The sequence below is a fragment of the Pseudomonas sp. Seg1 genome, from assembly GCF_018326005.1.
GTDB lineage: Bacteria > Pseudomonadota > Gammaproteobacteria > Pseudomonadales > Pseudomonadaceae > Aquipseudomonas.
The window spans coordinates 6,410,468-6,424,528 of the sequence record NZ_AP021903.1; the positions used below are offsets into that span (position 1 = coordinate 6,410,468).

General features: G+C 57.3%; 18 protein-coding genes. 1 reads left to right on the top strand and 17 read right to left on the bottom strand.

Annotated elements, in window-relative coordinates; genetic code table 11:
• Positions 1–49 precede the first annotated feature (49 nt).
• The 17 genes from KI231_RS28950 to KI231_RS29030 form a co-directional block, all read right to left on the bottom strand.
• Positions 50–811, bottom strand: coding sequence for a lysozyme inhibitor LprI family protein (locus tag KI231_RS28950; protein WP_249412080.1), 762 nt, complete (start codon positions 809–811; stop codon positions 50–52).
• Positions 808–1,662 (bottom strand): tetratricopeptide repeat protein, encoded by an 855-nt coding sequence (locus tag KI231_RS28955; RefSeq protein ID WP_213028852.1) that lies wholly within the window; start codon positions 1,660–1,662, stop codon positions 808–810. The genes KI231_RS28950 and KI231_RS28955 overlap by 4 nt, the downstream gene beginning before the upstream one ends.
• Positions 1,649–2,197, bottom strand: a complete 549-nt coding sequence (locus KI231_RS28960; protein WP_213026976.1) for a hypothetical protein — start codon at positions 2,195–2,197, stop codon at positions 1,649–1,651. The genes KI231_RS28955 and KI231_RS28960 overlap by 14 nt, the downstream gene beginning before the upstream one ends.
• A gap of 19 nt (positions 2,198–2,216) precedes the next feature.
• On the bottom strand, positions 2,217–2,588 hold the full coding sequence (locus tag KI231_RS28965; RefSeq protein ID WP_213026977.1) for a hypothetical protein: 372 nt from the start codon (positions 2,586–2,588) through the stop codon (positions 2,217–2,219).
• 10 nt (positions 2,589–2,598) lie between these two features.
• A complete protein-coding gene (locus KI231_RS28970) occupies positions 2,599–3,048 on the bottom strand; it encodes a hypothetical protein (protein WP_213028853.1) in 450 nt (149 codons plus the stop codon).
• A gap of 88 nt (positions 3,049–3,136) precedes the next feature.
• Positions 3,137–3,814, bottom strand: coding sequence for a hypothetical protein (locus tag KI231_RS28975; protein ID WP_249412081.1), 678 nt, complete (start codon positions 3,812–3,814; stop codon positions 3,137–3,139).
• A 38-nt stretch (positions 3,815–3,852) separates the two neighbouring features.
• A complete protein-coding gene (locus tag KI231_RS28980; RefSeq protein WP_213026979.1) occupies positions 3,853–6,303 on the bottom strand; it encodes a PEP-utilizing enzyme in 2,451 nt (816 codons plus the stop codon).
• 9 nt (positions 6,304–6,312) lie between these two features.
• The gene (locus KI231_RS28985; RefSeq protein ID WP_213026980.1) at positions 6,313–7,755 is read right to left on the bottom strand and encodes a TIGR01777 family oxidoreductase; all 1,443 of its coding nucleotides are present in this window, start codon (positions 7,753–7,755) and stop codon (positions 6,313–6,315) included.
• Positions 7,748–8,236, bottom strand: coding sequence for a cell division protein (locus KI231_RS28990; protein ID WP_213026981.1), 489 nt, complete (start codon positions 8,234–8,236; stop codon positions 7,748–7,750). Before KI231_RS28990 ends, KI231_RS28985 begins: the two co-directional genes overlap by 8 nt.
• Positions 8,237–8,335: 99 nt before the next feature.
• Positions 8,336–8,764: a hypothetical protein gene (locus KI231_RS28995; RefSeq protein WP_213026982.1), complete on the bottom strand. Its 429-nt coding sequence runs from the start codon at positions 8,762–8,764 to the stop codon at positions 8,336–8,338.
• A gap of 214 nt (positions 8,765–8,978) precedes the next feature.
• Positions 8,979–9,392 (bottom strand): lysozyme inhibitor LprI family protein, encoded by a 414-nt coding sequence (locus tag KI231_RS29000; RefSeq protein ID WP_158249164.1) that lies wholly within the window; start codon positions 9,390–9,392, stop codon positions 8,979–8,981.
• A complete protein-coding gene (locus KI231_RS29005; RefSeq protein ID WP_213026983.1) occupies positions 9,389–10,438 on the bottom strand; it encodes an SEL1-like repeat protein in 1,050 nt (349 codons plus the stop codon). Before KI231_RS29005 ends, KI231_RS29000 begins: the two co-directional genes overlap by 4 nt.
• Positions 10,439–10,459: 21 nt before the next feature.
• Positions 10,460–10,921, bottom strand: a complete 462-nt coding sequence (locus KI231_RS29010; RefSeq protein ID WP_213026984.1) for an XAC2610-related protein — start codon at positions 10,919–10,921, stop codon at positions 10,460–10,462.
• Positions 10,922–10,930: 9 nt separating this feature from the next.
• Positions 10,931–11,356, bottom strand: a complete 426-nt coding sequence (locus tag KI231_RS29015) for a hypothetical protein (protein ID WP_213026985.1) — start codon at positions 11,354–11,356, stop codon at positions 10,931–10,933.
• 33 nt (positions 11,357–11,389) lie between these two features.
• On the bottom strand, positions 11,390–11,917 hold the full coding sequence (locus tag KI231_RS29020; protein ID WP_213026986.1) for a hypothetical protein: 528 nt from the start codon (positions 11,915–11,917) through the stop codon (positions 11,390–11,392).
• 43 nt (positions 11,918–11,960) lie between these two features.
• Positions 11,961–12,365, bottom strand: a complete 405-nt coding sequence (locus KI231_RS29025; RefSeq protein WP_213026987.1) for a hypothetical protein — start codon at positions 12,363–12,365, stop codon at positions 11,961–11,963.
• Positions 12,366–12,406: 41 nt separating this feature from the next.
• Entirely contained in the window at positions 12,407–13,156 is a 750-nt protein-coding gene (locus KI231_RS29030) for a lysozyme inhibitor LprI family protein (protein ID WP_213026988.1), read from the bottom strand.
• 501 nt (positions 13,157–13,657) lie between these two features.
• On the opposite strand from KI231_RS29030, the gene KI231_RS29035 reads away from it, so the two are divergent.
• Positions 13,658–14,044, top strand: a complete 387-nt coding sequence (locus tag KI231_RS29035; RefSeq protein ID WP_213026989.1) for a DUF6124 family protein — start codon at positions 13,658–13,660, stop codon at positions 14,042–14,044.
• Positions 14,045–14,061: the final 17 nt, after the last annotated feature.

The following is a 14,061-nucleotide window of genomic DNA, read 5'->3' on the forward strand; positions in this document are numbered from 1 at the left end:
CTTGTTGATCGACGAATTGATCAGTCTTTAATAACTAGCTCGAGGGGCATCACGATGATTCAGGTGCGCCACATTTCAGCTCTTTGATTTGCGCGTTCTTGATCGGAATCACACAGGCACGACGCTTCTCACCGGGCGCGCGAAGCTCCGTAGTGCTTAACGTCAGGTGCAGACCGTCATCTGCAAATACAGGCTTCTCAAATCCAGCATCGGCGTAACCGGACTGGAATGACTTGCCGTCAAAACTGCAGAACTGCGCAGATGACAATACTCGCCAACCACCGTCAGGCGCGAGAATCTGTACCGTCAGGCATGGGTTGTCGAACGAATAGAGATAGCGTGCCACTACGTCTTGGTAACGCTTCGCGCCGGATCTCGATACCTTGTTCATATCAACTACATCACCCGAGCCATCTGCCACGATCCCGTCCAGATATGCCGTGCGTTCCAGGCTCATTCTGGTGATGCAGCTATCGACTATTGTGGAGTGAAGCGCTGTATCAGGGTCGATATCCGTGGCTTCGAGCGGGCATGTGGTATCTCGCAACTTGATCCACGCACGCTGTGACTCCCTAGCGATGGCCATGAAAGCCTTGCCCTGTTCAGGGTCACGTCTTTGCTGAATCTCAAACCTCGCCATCAGTTTTTTGTAGCTGGCATTGAGCTTGGCGTCGGCTCGCTTGAGTTCGACCGCCACGCATTGATTAAACTCCAAGCTAGAGCTGATGACTTTGCACTCACCCTCAGCGTATGCAATCGACGCGCACAACATCCCGAGGAGTAACGCAATAAAGCGGATAATCCTGTTCAATTTTTCAATCCCTGATGTGCAGTTCGCTCAACGACGCGTTGCGGAATTTTTTGTGTCTTGCCAGCGGCTGCCATCGCTTCGCCGTACTCGCGGTAATAGCGCTGCGCTTCGTCTTTTCGATCAAGTCGCCACAGTGAATCGGCCATGTTCAGCATCAACACTGTGCGTTTGCCGACCGCCTCTACGCCGCGATAAAACTTCAGCGCCAGTTCATCTTTACCGCCCTCGGCGAGGTAAAAACCCAGGTCGTTGTAGGCCTGAACGTTTTGCGCCGGGGGATGGCATGCCATGTAGGATTCGGGACTTAAAAAGTCCAGGCTGCCTTCGATGGAGTCAGCCCGGGACTGTGCAGCTTTGATCGTCGAGATATATTTCAACCAGTCCTTGGGGGACTGCGTTTCCAGAGTGGGCGTGAGGACTTCGCCATCCTCCGAAAACCACTGATTACCGACCCATTTGCCGAGACAAAAACGAGGAGAACGCTCAGCCAGCACGCAGCCGGTCTCCATCGAAATCACATCGCAATGCTGTTGCGACTCCAGTTTTTCTTCACCGTTTTCGAGCGACAACATGCCGAACATCACCGGGTCGAGCAACAAGGTTTTCTTGTCAGGGCTGAGCCAATCGGTGTGTGCATCCGCGCCAACGTCGGCGCTGAAGAGCGGGAAAGTTTTGCCGTTGGCGGTGAACCATGCGGTCGCCGACTCAACGCCGGGCATCGTCCACTTTGTCGCTCGAAACGTAACCGTGTGCCCGCCGATACCGACAATTGGCGGATCTTCGTCTTCGGCAAAAGCGCAGGCGGCGGTTGCAAACAGACTGCCAAGCAACACCCACTTAAGGCTGACCATATTCAATCCTTTTCACCGCCGGGCTTGGCGATTGCAGCTGTCTTTTGCTAACCCCATACGCCTCAATCAGCTCCTCCCATGACCCCTTCGAGCCAAACGAGCGCTGGGTGTTATCGAAGCTGTATTGCTCCAGTCGCCCGGCTGTCGAGTAATAACCGTGCCACTCCGGGCAGGCACCGCAACCGCCGTAGCCTCCGATTGAAACAAGGCTGCCCTTGCTGCCCGTCACGCAATCCATCGCCACCACCACGTTGCTCAACATCTTCGTTTTCGCACCGTCGGAAGTGAGTTGCGAAACCTTGCCGACATCACGCCGCAGCACCTTGCCGCCGATGTTGATCGCTTGGTCTGAGCAGACCGGGATGAGGTGGGTTTCTGCATCATCCACCGTCACCGATCGGCAGGACGACACCAACACCACTTCAACCCCGCCGCACTGCATGACATCGCGCTGGGTGTAAGCATCCGCCGGCGCTGCAAACGCAGGCGCAGAGAGCAGCAACCCCAGGCTGCCCGCGAGATAAAACTGATTCATCGAGAATTCCCTGTCGCCGTTAGCCGGCCTGTTTTTCCGTCAGGCATTTTGCGTAGCCATCGGCGAACCTGGCGTCGAAGGACAACGCCACCGGTTCGTCCAGTTCCGCCGAGGTGTTGAGCAACACGCGTGTCGCCGGGGTGTATTTGACCCAGCCAATGGTCCCGGTGCCGTTGGTGTCGAAGAACAATTGGGCGCGCACCATTTCTCCATCGTCCTCATCAATCAGCAGATTGACCTTGTCCTTGCCGACATACTGAAACGGGAAATCGCTGCTCCTGACCAGTTCAGTGAGGTGGCCGTAGCAACTCCCTTCACTGGCACTCGCCGGCAGGGCGAAAGGCAAAAGCAGCAGCACGCTCAGTACGTACCGAATGAAAAAACGGTTCATCCCATCATCCTTATTCAAACGGCGGCGAGTCCGTGTCGGTCATCGTCAGCAATCGAAACTCGTTGTTCACAAACTCGTAGTAACGGTCGCGGTTAACGCTCTCCAGCGAATTGCCCTGAGCGTCTACTTCACCATCGAGGGCAATCCCGGTGATGAAGATCAAGCGGCTGTCGGGTTGGTACGCCATGGCGAAGGTGCTGCCGTCGTAGGCATTCGGCAGCCCGCCGACGACTTCTCCGGTGCGCGCATCAAGCACTTCGGCGCAGATGGCACCGCCGCCACAACCAAACTGGTGCACGATGTAATGGCCGGCGAAGTTGACCTTGCCTTTCAGCGCCTGGGCGCGTGCCTGATCCATCACCGGGCTGCTGTTTTCCTGCGGCACCAGCGCAGGGTGAGTGCCGGTGAAGACCGGGGTGACGGTGTAATCCTTGAAATCCGGGTCGGCGGCGAAAGCCATGGATGAGACCGCCAGCAGCAAGCTGCCGAGTAGAACCAAAAATCCTTTCACGCTGTAACTCCATCTGTGCGACGTATCGTCGGGATGTTCATTCGAAGGCAATGCCGCGCACCGCTGACTTGATCTGTTCGAAGCCTGCGGCGTTAATTGACAACGGCGTGGCCGAGCCTGATTCGGCAGCGCCGATCAGCACCTGCTCACCTTGCATCAGGCAGAAGGCGATACGGCTGAATTGGGGCTGATGCGGTGGGTGGTAGCCGATGATGAACCCCGACGACTTCGCCCCCTCCAGTGACTCAAACGCATAGGTTTGCGGATCACCCGCCAGCGCTGTTGGCCGCCAGCCGTTTTCGGTCAAGGTCGCCGGGCACTTGCGGTCATTGGCCTCGCGCAGCAGTTGCAGTTCGATCGTGTCATCCGCTGGCGGCTGCGTCGTCAGGGAGGAAAAGCTGCCGAGGTTTTCACACATCATCCCGAACCATGGCTGAGTCCAATTGGCCGACGTTTCAAAATTCCATTCATAACCGCTGGATGTCGGCGCTTGCCACAAGTGCGGTGCGCTGGAGGGATCGGGCCGTTGTTGGGAGGCGATGAATATCAGATCGGGGGCGTTGAATTGCAGCCATTGGTCTTGCAAGAGCGGCATGGAAAACCGGCACGCCCCCATATCGACGCCAACGTCCGCCGGCCCCTGAGCGACCCGCGACTGGCCTGTCGTATTGCCGACCATCACGGTCTCAGCGGCATGGCCCATTTGAGCAAGCATGAACAAACACGCCAGTAATCCATGGAAATATCGAGGCTTCACTGCGCATCCTTCGCATTGATCAATTGCAGCTCACCATCCCGATACAACACCTCACAGCCCACCCACGCCGGATCAACCTGCGGCATCACCGCCGACGGCTTGCGCAACTCCCGCAACAACGTCGAGCCATGGGAGAGCCGCCCGCCCATCCGCGCAATCACCGCCCGCGCCGCTTGATAGTGCGCATGACGCCCCGGATCGAGGGTGTCCTCCAGCAAGATGTCTTCCCCGAGAACGCCCCGCACCTGACCCGGATAAATCATGAATCCGGTGGCCTGCTCGGCACCTTCGCGACCGTCCTGCCAGAAGCTGCCGTCACGACTGCGAATGTCCGGATGCGGTGCGAACCAATGCTCGCGATCCGCCAACGGCATGGCGTGGTGCAGGCGGAAGAAGATGCGCATCAGGTTGTCGCGGTACCACTCGCGCACTTGCAGGTAATAACCGCGCAGGCCCGGCAGGCCGGTCGAATGCGCGAGGCGGATCAGCCCTGACCATTGCGGAAATAGCTGGAGCGGCAGTTCGCTCGGCGCCGGCCGAGGGGTGCCGGGATCGGTCTCCCAAGGCAATCGATGCGGGCTGTTTTCAAGGTTGTCGTAAGCGGTCGGCGGGCGCCCGAGCCAATCACCACCGCTGCTGGCCAGCGCCGTGGCGATGCACAGATTGCCTTGCACGACGAACACGTAAAACCGGGTGAACCAGTCTGCCAGTTGTTGGCCATCGGCCCCTTCGGCGACGAGTTCGGCCAGCTCTTGATCGAAGCGTTGCAAGCCGCGTTCAAGGCTCGGCAGATGCTCGCGAGCGATGCGCTGCATGCGCAGGAACAGCGGCAACGAACGCAGCATTTTCAGCGGCTGCCACGGCAAATGCGGGGTCGCGCCGCCGACTTCGCCGGCGTAGTTGCTGGCGCTGATGCCCCAGTCGGCGAGTCGGGCGAGAAACAGATCATTGTTGATGTAGGACGCGCCGCCGAACACTGCGGTGAACGGCTCGTTGTCCTGCAACACCCGCGCATCCCAACGCGCCATGATCGCCGGAATGCTCGCCGCCGCCCGGCGCTGGGCGTACTCGACAAAAACGCTCGGTTGCGGCGGCAGGATCTCGGCGATATTGGCGGCAGTCAGGTGCCGACGCCAGCCGTAGTCACTGATCGGCCGGTATTGCAGCAGCCACAATTGCGCGCCGTCCCAGGCCCATTCGACATCGCCGGGCACGTAGTGAAAAACGCGCAACACGTCTTGCAGAAACTGCCACAGCAGCGCTTCGGTCAAACCGTGGGACGTGGTGAACGTGCCGCTGCGCCAGGCATCACCGAGCCGCGACAGCGTCGCCCGCTCAGGGCTGACGTGACCGTCGGCCAGCGACTCCAGATGCCCTTCAACCCATTCCAGCTCCACCGACAGATGCCGGACAAACGCAATGCCGGAAACCTGCGGCGTGATGAAGCGCTGCACCACCACTTCCTCGACGCCTTCGGCAGTCAATTCGGCGATGCGCATCGGCACATTGGCGCGCGGCACACGCAGATAAGTGGTGCTCAGGCCGGCATTCGCCGAGTCGGCCTGATCTTCGCCATAACTGGAGGAGCGCACCGCCCAGGTCACGTCGGGTTGCGCGGCGAGAAACGCAGACAGACGCGGATCATCGCAATCGTTGAGGGTCAGCGCCGCCGGCACCGGTTGCCGGGCTAGTTCAGCGAGGCGCAACCGACCGCCCTTGGTGTGCGCAACAAATCCGCGCTCGCCGGACTCCAGCCACGCGGCAAATTCGGCCGGCGAATCGATCCACGGGTAATGACCCCAGCCGGGTTTGAGGCTGATGGTCAGATCGGCGCGAGCCAGAATCGCTGACCACGCCGCCGCTTGCTCGAAGCCGAGCACGTTGTCCTGATCGCCCCAAACCAGTTCGACCGGATCGGTGATCCACTCCAGCAACGGCAGCGCGGTGTCCGCCCGCACCAGATCCCAATGCGGCACAAATGCCCGGCAACGCGCATAACCGGCGCCCATGCGCTGGTACTGCGCGGGCGTCCAGGTCTGATTGGAAAACTTGCGAGCGAACAGTGTCGGTTTGTTCGACAGCAGCCAGTGAATGGTCTTGCGAATCGGCAGCGGCGACATCAGCGCCGGCAACCGCCGCTGCCACAAAAACGCCCCTACCGGCGCCAACAGAACACTGCGCGAAAAATGCCCCGGCCGACGTTGCAGCGCATGCAGCACCAGCAACGCATTAACCCCGACCGCCATGATCGCGCTGCCCTTTTGCGTCATCTTAAGCAAGGTCTGCGCGTAGTCCGCGAGATCCTCGCAGGGTGGCTGCGGGTTGGCACCGAAACCGGGCAATTCCAGCGGCACCACTTCGTAGCGCTGAAAGTGCGGCAGCGCGTCGTCCCACCAATCGGCGGCGCTGCCGTTGCCGGCCAGCAGGTACATCAAGGGCTTGCTCATGGGCGGTCCTCAGGCCAGATCGCGCAGAGCGGCGTCGAGGGTCGGATAACGAAAGGTGTATCCGGCCTCGCTCAAACGCTGCGGCACCACACGCTGCCCGTCGAAGAACAACTGAGCCATTTCCCCGGCTAAAGCGCGCACTGGCGCGGCGGGAATGTGGAACCACACCGGACGCTTGAGGACCTTGCCGACGTTCTCGGCGAACGCTGCCTGACTGACCGTTTCCGGGGCGACCATGTTGTAGGTGCCGCGCAGGTTTTCATCGTGGAAGGATCGAGCGATCACCTGAATCACATCGTCGCGGTGCACCCAGCTCATGATCTGCTGACCATCGCCCATGCGCCCGCCGAAGCCCAGGCGAAACGGAATCAGCAACGGCAACAACGCACCGCCCGGACCGAACACCACGCCGAGGCGCAGCACTACCTGACGCACGCCAAATTCAGTCGCCGGTTGCGCGGCGGCTTCCCAGCGCGCACATAGTTCGGCCATGAAACCGTCGCCCTTTCTCGCCTGTTCGTCGAGGCTTTCGCTGGCATCGCGCACGCCGTAGAACCCGATGGCCGAGGCCTGCACCCACAACGCCGGTTTGTGCCGAGCGTTTTTCAGCCAGGTCATCAGCGCGTCGGTGGTGTTGACGCGACTGGCGATCAGTTGCGCCTGGCGCTTGGGGCTCCAGCGCGGCCCGGCGACCGGAGCGCCGGCCAGGTTGATCACCACGTCGAAGGTTTCCTCGTAGCCCAGTTTGCTCAGCGAACGCACGCAGCGGGCACGACCGTCGAACAGATACGCGGCTTTCAACGGATCCCGCGCCAGCACGCTGACGGTGTGGCCGGCATCGAGCAATTGATTGACCAGCGTTTCACCGATAAACCCGGTGCCGCCAGTCACCAGCACACGTTTGAAAGCGCCGCCGGCAAACGGGTTGGACGGCTTGCCTTCGCGCTGCATGCGCAACGCCGCCAGACCATCACGAATCCCCGACGCCGTCACGCCCACGGCAAACAGCGTCAGCACCCAGCCCTTCCAGCCGAAATCCACAGCGCTCAGGCCGGTCGGCAAACTCGCCCACTGCGCCAATTGCACACCGTACAACGCAAAAAACGCCCCGCCGTTCACCGCCAGTACGGTGTGCATGATGCGCTCAATGGCGGGCAGTTTGCGGCTGCGATCCTCGACCACGAAGTCCCACAGCGTCAGGCCGATTTCCAGGGCGAACAACAATGCAATCACCAGCGCCCAGGCACCGCCGAACTGCAAGTGCGCGATGCCGAGAAACAGAACGCCGTAGAAACACGAACGCAGCGCGTGGATCGACAACTCCAGCCGTGCACTATGCCGATACGGCAGCGCCACGGTCAGCTCGTGGTGATACAGGGTGTCGAGCGCACCGAGGCAAGCCTGCGCGATCAGCAACGTGAACGCCCAATCCAGCAGCGAAAAATCAGGCATGGGACGACTCACTCATTGCGGTATCGGAAAGGGAATTTCGGCGGTCATGGCGATACAGCCAGATCAGCGGTGGCAACAGGACGAGCAGCGCAAAAGCGTCGAGCCACAGGTGCGACCAGACCTGTTTTTGTGCCGAGAGCAACATGTCCTGCGGCGCCCAGAGCAGGATGCCGGCCATCAAAAAGGCCCAGGCCATCGGCGCTTTCAGACGATGGCCGATGTGCACCAGCGCGAGCATGTACAGCGAATAACTTTGCAGCGTCGCGCCGAACAGCGCGAGCCACCAGACCTGCTGTTCGCGGGCGGCGGCAGGCACCGCGTCGACGCCCCAGAAAATCTGTTCGAGGGTGTGCAAATAGCCGTCAAGCAAACCGGAATGACCGGCCCAGCTCAGGGTCAGACCGGCGAGCAGATGCACCAGCGCGGCGGCGTATAACCACAGCACCAACGCGCGGCGAAGGGAGAAAGAGAGGGCTGGCATTCCGTGTCCTGAGCGCATTCCTTTGGGGGTGGGGAGTTTAAAGGAAAACGCGGGCTATCAGTCGCTCGAAGACAAACGATTGATCGCGTTCAGTAACCGCTATCGCACGGCGTGAGCGTCGATCACGCCGAGTAAACTCTTCAACCTGGCAATATCTTCTTCGTAAAAGCCATTACATTGCGTGACGACTACATATTGAGAGCCGTTTGCTTTTTCGTGGGTACTGCATACAAGTCCAAAACCTTCCCCGCCACCCTGTCGTTCATACACGACATCTCGGGCATCAGTCAGTACCCAGCCTGGCATTGCCAGTTTTTTAGTGGCTGATTCGGGCAACTGATCGAAGTACATGATTTCCTCAGCATCCGGCAACTTGACGAGCACGTTGTAGGGCGACGACAAAGCACTCATTCCCACCGTTTTCTTGACCTCGTTGAGGTCATCACCCCGCACGATAAATGTAGGGAGGCGGTCGATATCACTTTCATAAGTTGGATGATTGCGTGGCGCCAGCTTCAGGACTTCCACGGCGCCCTCGTTGAGACAACTGACCACCTCGAGCGTTGACTGGACGTCGTGAAACTCGCAGGTGGATTGTTGAGCAAACACTGTCGGTGATAGAAGTGCCGTGCAGCACGCGAACACCCAGGTGAAAGAAGATTGGGACACACTCAATCGAATGGCCCTTTTATACATTTCCATATCACCACCCAACCAAGCAAAAACATTAATCAGCACAACATCAATGTGCCGGAAGGATGCCGTCCAAATATAAGGCTCGCTCCAGACTCATCTTCGCGGTGCACCTATTCAGGTCTGCAGAATAGGATGGCTTGTCCCATTCATTCTCAAACCCCTCAAGCCTGCAGTTCGAATCCCTCAGCTTTATCCACGTCCGTTGGGAGTTTTTCAGTCGATCCAGAAACGCCTTATGCTCTTCATGCCGAGACTGGTATTGAAAAATATACCGAGACCCTGCTCTATCAATCAGCGCTTGGTAACGGTCATTAAGCACGCGATCCGCAGCCTTCATCGCTTCTTCTGCGCACTCGGCACGTTGCCCGGCCACGGCCTCGCAATCTGCATCTTGGGCATAGCTGACTGACGAGACTGACATCGCCACAAATGCAAAGAACATCAAACGGGCGACATTCACTGAGTTCCACCTGCGCCAATACATTCAATTGAGCTGTCCATGACGACGCCTCGGGCCAACAAGCGCTCGACCGCAGCAGGGCTCCACTTAAGCTCGGTCTTGCTGGCCTCGCGGTAACAGGCGATTGCGCGGGGTAGATCAGCAGCGACGACAGTGCCGGTTTCGTAGACTTCACCCAATCGCAGGAGTGCGTGGGTAGAGCCTCGTAGCGCGGCGCTTTCCAATGTCGCCATCGACTTTTGCGGATCGATGCAGGCCTTGTCATCGCCGTACTCACCCTCATCGCAGTAAAACAAGGAGAGAGCCACGCCATCGTCGGGATTGCTCTGAAATGCCTGATTCATAAGCTCCAGAATCTGCTCATTCGGCAATCGTGGTGCTTGCCCGGAAAGACTAATTCCCGCAGCCGCTATCGCCGCTTGGGCCGAACCTTTGCGGGCACCGTTCACATAGCTGTCCAGCGCTGCCGCGTACAAAGAGACTCCGGATTCGCCAGATGCCTTGTTGACCAGCCGATCGAACATCACGCCTTTTTTCAGTTCGCGTTCACCGGGTGCGGGTTGGTCAGTCCGAGCCACGTCATCCATCACCGCTTCGAGAGTCCAGTCTTCAACACTGTTCAGCACCCAGCAGTCGCTGTGCTTGAAGACGAAAATCTTCAAGAAGGCCCCTTGCTGATCACGCACCACCACCCTGTTCAGAAACGGAATCTCGATAGCCAGATTCGACGCTGCAGCATTCTCCGCACTCAGCATGCTGAATTCATCGGCGGGCAAATGCTTGACGCTGCGCACGACGACCTTGGGTATGTTGTTCTCAGCCACGACGTGAGTTGTCTTCACCGACGATGCGGTAAATGTTTTCTGTACCGTCGAGTCCGATGAAAAGACTTTGACGAAGTCAGCGAAGTTGTTAGCCGGGCATTGTTGTTCAGTAGAGGCAAAGGCGCTTGTGCAAAGGCCGGTGCTCAACAATGCGAAGGAAAGCCACTGGGTTAGCCTGCGTGTTGTCATACCGCAACTCGGTACCGCAAAAAAACGTTTCAACCGTGTTCTTCCTTGAGTCATTCAGGTTTTGCGAATGGTGAATCGGGTGATGCATTGCTCTGGCCTGTTCATGCCCCAATAAGTGCTGAGCAACGCCTTACGCTTTTTGTCGACGCGCAGATTGATGAAACCATCGCCGCAATTGGGCTGAGCCTCCTTGAAACGATTTGTCTTGGATTGATAGATGAACACTCTGAAGTAGCTGTAAGTGCCCATACCGTCATCAATTTGCCAGACGGAAAAGTCCCTCAGGCCATCGAAATTGAAATCGTCGATCTGAATATGCAGTGGTTTTTCCGCTTGAAAATCGATTATCTGCGACCCGCTATGGGTTGCGCTTTTAGCGGCGACGTTCAGCGTGGAACCTTCGAGGACCAATGTTGCTTCGATGCCTTTGGTGGGACTAAACGTGGTTGTTTCGGCCCACACCGGGATCGTCCACAGCAGGCCGAGCAGTGATACCAATAGAGTTTTGAATTGCATGTGCTTGCCCTATTCCCACTTGCATCCGGACTCCAGGGAGGAGTCAACGCCGGGACTGAGCAGAAAGCTGTATTCCTTGCCGTTGGACTTTTTGGTGTACGACATGGAGACGATTTGTGAGCCTTGAGTCATTAATTCATAGGTTCCCGTGACCTTGCCGTAGACGACTTCAGACCAGGTTCTGGTGTTTTGCCAAGGGGCATCGGGGTCGAGGATTTCACTTTCGGAATCCGTCAACACGATGGAAATGGGCACGCTGGACTTGGCGTATTTGACGAATCCACCTGACCATCTGCTGGCCCCATCGTAGTAAGTGCGGAGCTCAAATTTTACTGGGCTGTCCTGGGAGAGTTCGAAGCAAAGTGATTCAGTGCTGACTTCTGCATGGGCCATCAGGGGCAGGAGGCTGCCCAAGAGAAGTAGTACTTTTTTCATGTTCATTTCCTTATGAGAGATCGGGGCACTGGCCTATTCCGATCCTGCTAGACACTGGCCGTCCTGAAGATCAGGAGCCAGCGCCCGATTCCCTGACAGATACCAACTCGCAAGCGACTGACTCTCGCAATAAGCGTTCTTCTCGGAATCGTAATAAAACGCGACCTTGTGATTGGCCATCCCGCCCCGGTTGGGGACGAACAACTCGACAGCGAACACGACATCGGGCATAGCAGTTTTTCTATCCGACATCAGCGAGGGTGGCCCCTGAAACTTACAGGGCACGCCATCAAAAGGCAGATCCAACTGGCCTCCTTGGTACCTGTAAATCGCGCAAATGCCATTCGGATCTTCGATTACCACGGCAGCTATCGTTCCACCGCTCCAGCTCACGACGCCATCTGTAATAGAGCGAAAACTCTCTGTAGGCATTTGATTTTTTTTCGTTAGCGCAGCGATCATGGCGGCGGGCATTGCTTGGCTTGTACTGACACCGTCCGGCGCTGCGCTAGCGGACAATGCCCACGTCAATGCCAGGAACAACAGGGAAACGACTTTCACTTTGACTCTCCGATGGCGTGGCTGACTGTGCAATACACGACCATTACTGCGACGTACATTCAGGTTCAGCGAGACGCTCACCATCAACGCGGAATTTGCATAATTCGGTAGTTTCATTCACTCCAACCAACGACATCAGCTTGAAGGTCAGCTGCAATTCGGTGTCGGAAAACGTCGCCTTATCCAATGAGACATCGGAGAAGCCGTTGTTAAAACTCTTCCCTGCAATGTCGCAGAATGCTATCGAGTCACTCGTAGCCCCTCTTCCCCCAGGCTTGAGAATCTGAATATTGACGCAGGGGCTATCGAACGTTTGGTAGTAACGGACCAGTTTTCCGGAAACTTGAGCGACATCCGCTTTGTATATATCGACGATTGGCTCTTGTACGTTGCCTGCAAATGCACAACATGAAAAACACAAAACTGAAAACAGCGACAATCCTTTCAAGACTTACCTACTCCATCTACCGGATGATCAAACGCTTTAATTCACTGCTTGTTCTTGTCCGGAGCCATAGCCAATTGACGCGCTCGCTCTATCGTCGCGCGGATCAAGCAGGAATTTGACCATTCACCGAAAACCGATTTATACGATTTCGCCTCAGGCAGACACTCGGCATCGCGAAACTTCATCCAGGCTCTTTGGGTTTCTCTCAGCCCTTTCTGTGCATTTTCGTCCAACCGTTCCATGCGCTCCCGGTAAACCAGGTTGAGCAGCGCATCGGTATCCGTCACGACCAGATCAAGCGCCCCACTCGACACAGTTGGCCACTCAACGTCCGCCAATGCCTGCTTGGTTTCGTTGTTCCAGTTGTAGAAACCGTTCTCTTCAATTTTCAGCCAGGCTGATCGCCCATAGTGATTGGTCGGATCGCTCGCACTGACTTCCGACTGGTAAACAATCTCCAGATAGATCGGGTCAGTTGAACGCTGAGGATCATTGAGCAGCGTTTGCCGAACGATGGCCCGTTGCTTTTTGCTCTCGGTTATTTCAATCGCAAAGCATGGATCCGGGCCGGGACGGTCAGACGATTTCACCCGCGCCAGACACTCCTTACGAAGCGCCATAGAGGGCGAATCCGGCCCCGCTGCAATGTCTATCACCCTGACGAGCAGTCGTATTTCCGGATCTTTGGAAAAGTCCGCCTGAAGAACGGTCGCTATAAACGTGCCTTCCGCGTGGGCGAGGGACGATAGCAAGGACAGTAAAAAAACGACGCCGAATCTGAAAATCTTCATTCCCTGGTTTCCTTGGAAAAATAAAAAAAAACTGCAATTCATCCGATCTGAATTTGACCCATTCAACCTTCAAAACCAGACGCAGCTGCCCTGCTGTAAGACCCATCCACTTTCTGGAGCAAGCGCTTAAACAGAACCTACGATCTTTCGATCTTCGGCTAAACGGATGTCATGTTCGTCGGACATTTCCCGCAAGACGCCGAGCCATCCATGAACTATCCACCCCTTGCATTCACCGCTAACCTTGATTTGTCACCGCAAAAAACGGTGACACGGACGTGCAAGTCCGGGTAAAAGACGACGCGCAACGTCATTGGTCGCTGATCGGGCATATCCCTGCTCTCGCTACCGACTGTATGGCGGCTGTGCGTGGGAGATCCTTCTTTCGAGAGCGATCTGCCGGGTCCGTCTGCCCGGTCTTGCACACCTGCGCACAGCTGCCACCTTATTTGCGTGCAAGCGAATGGTAGTAGCTCCTCATGTACAGACGGAGATACACCCATGTTCAAAGTAACGCCCAACCCGCCAGACAACACTGGCACCCCCGCCGAGCAATCCCTCGACACAGAAATGCTCGACAAAGAAGCCGCCGACCGCGCCTTCACCCACTACTTCCCACCCACCAACGACAAACCGTCCAAACGCCGCAAAGGCAGGCTCTTTACCATCTCCACCGGCATTGATCCGGAAGCCCTCTTGGCCAACGCCTCCGAAGACATGCTGTCCATCAGCGCCATCGCCGCTAAATTAGCCGACGATGTCGAAGGCTCGAACCGCTCGGTGGCATTGGCCCTTAGCCGAATCGCCGATGGTGCGCAGCTTATGGTAGAGCGTGCGCTGGATCACCTGGAAGAATTGCTTGCGGTGAGGCAGGAAGCGAAAAAATAAGAGATGCCCGTGGGACG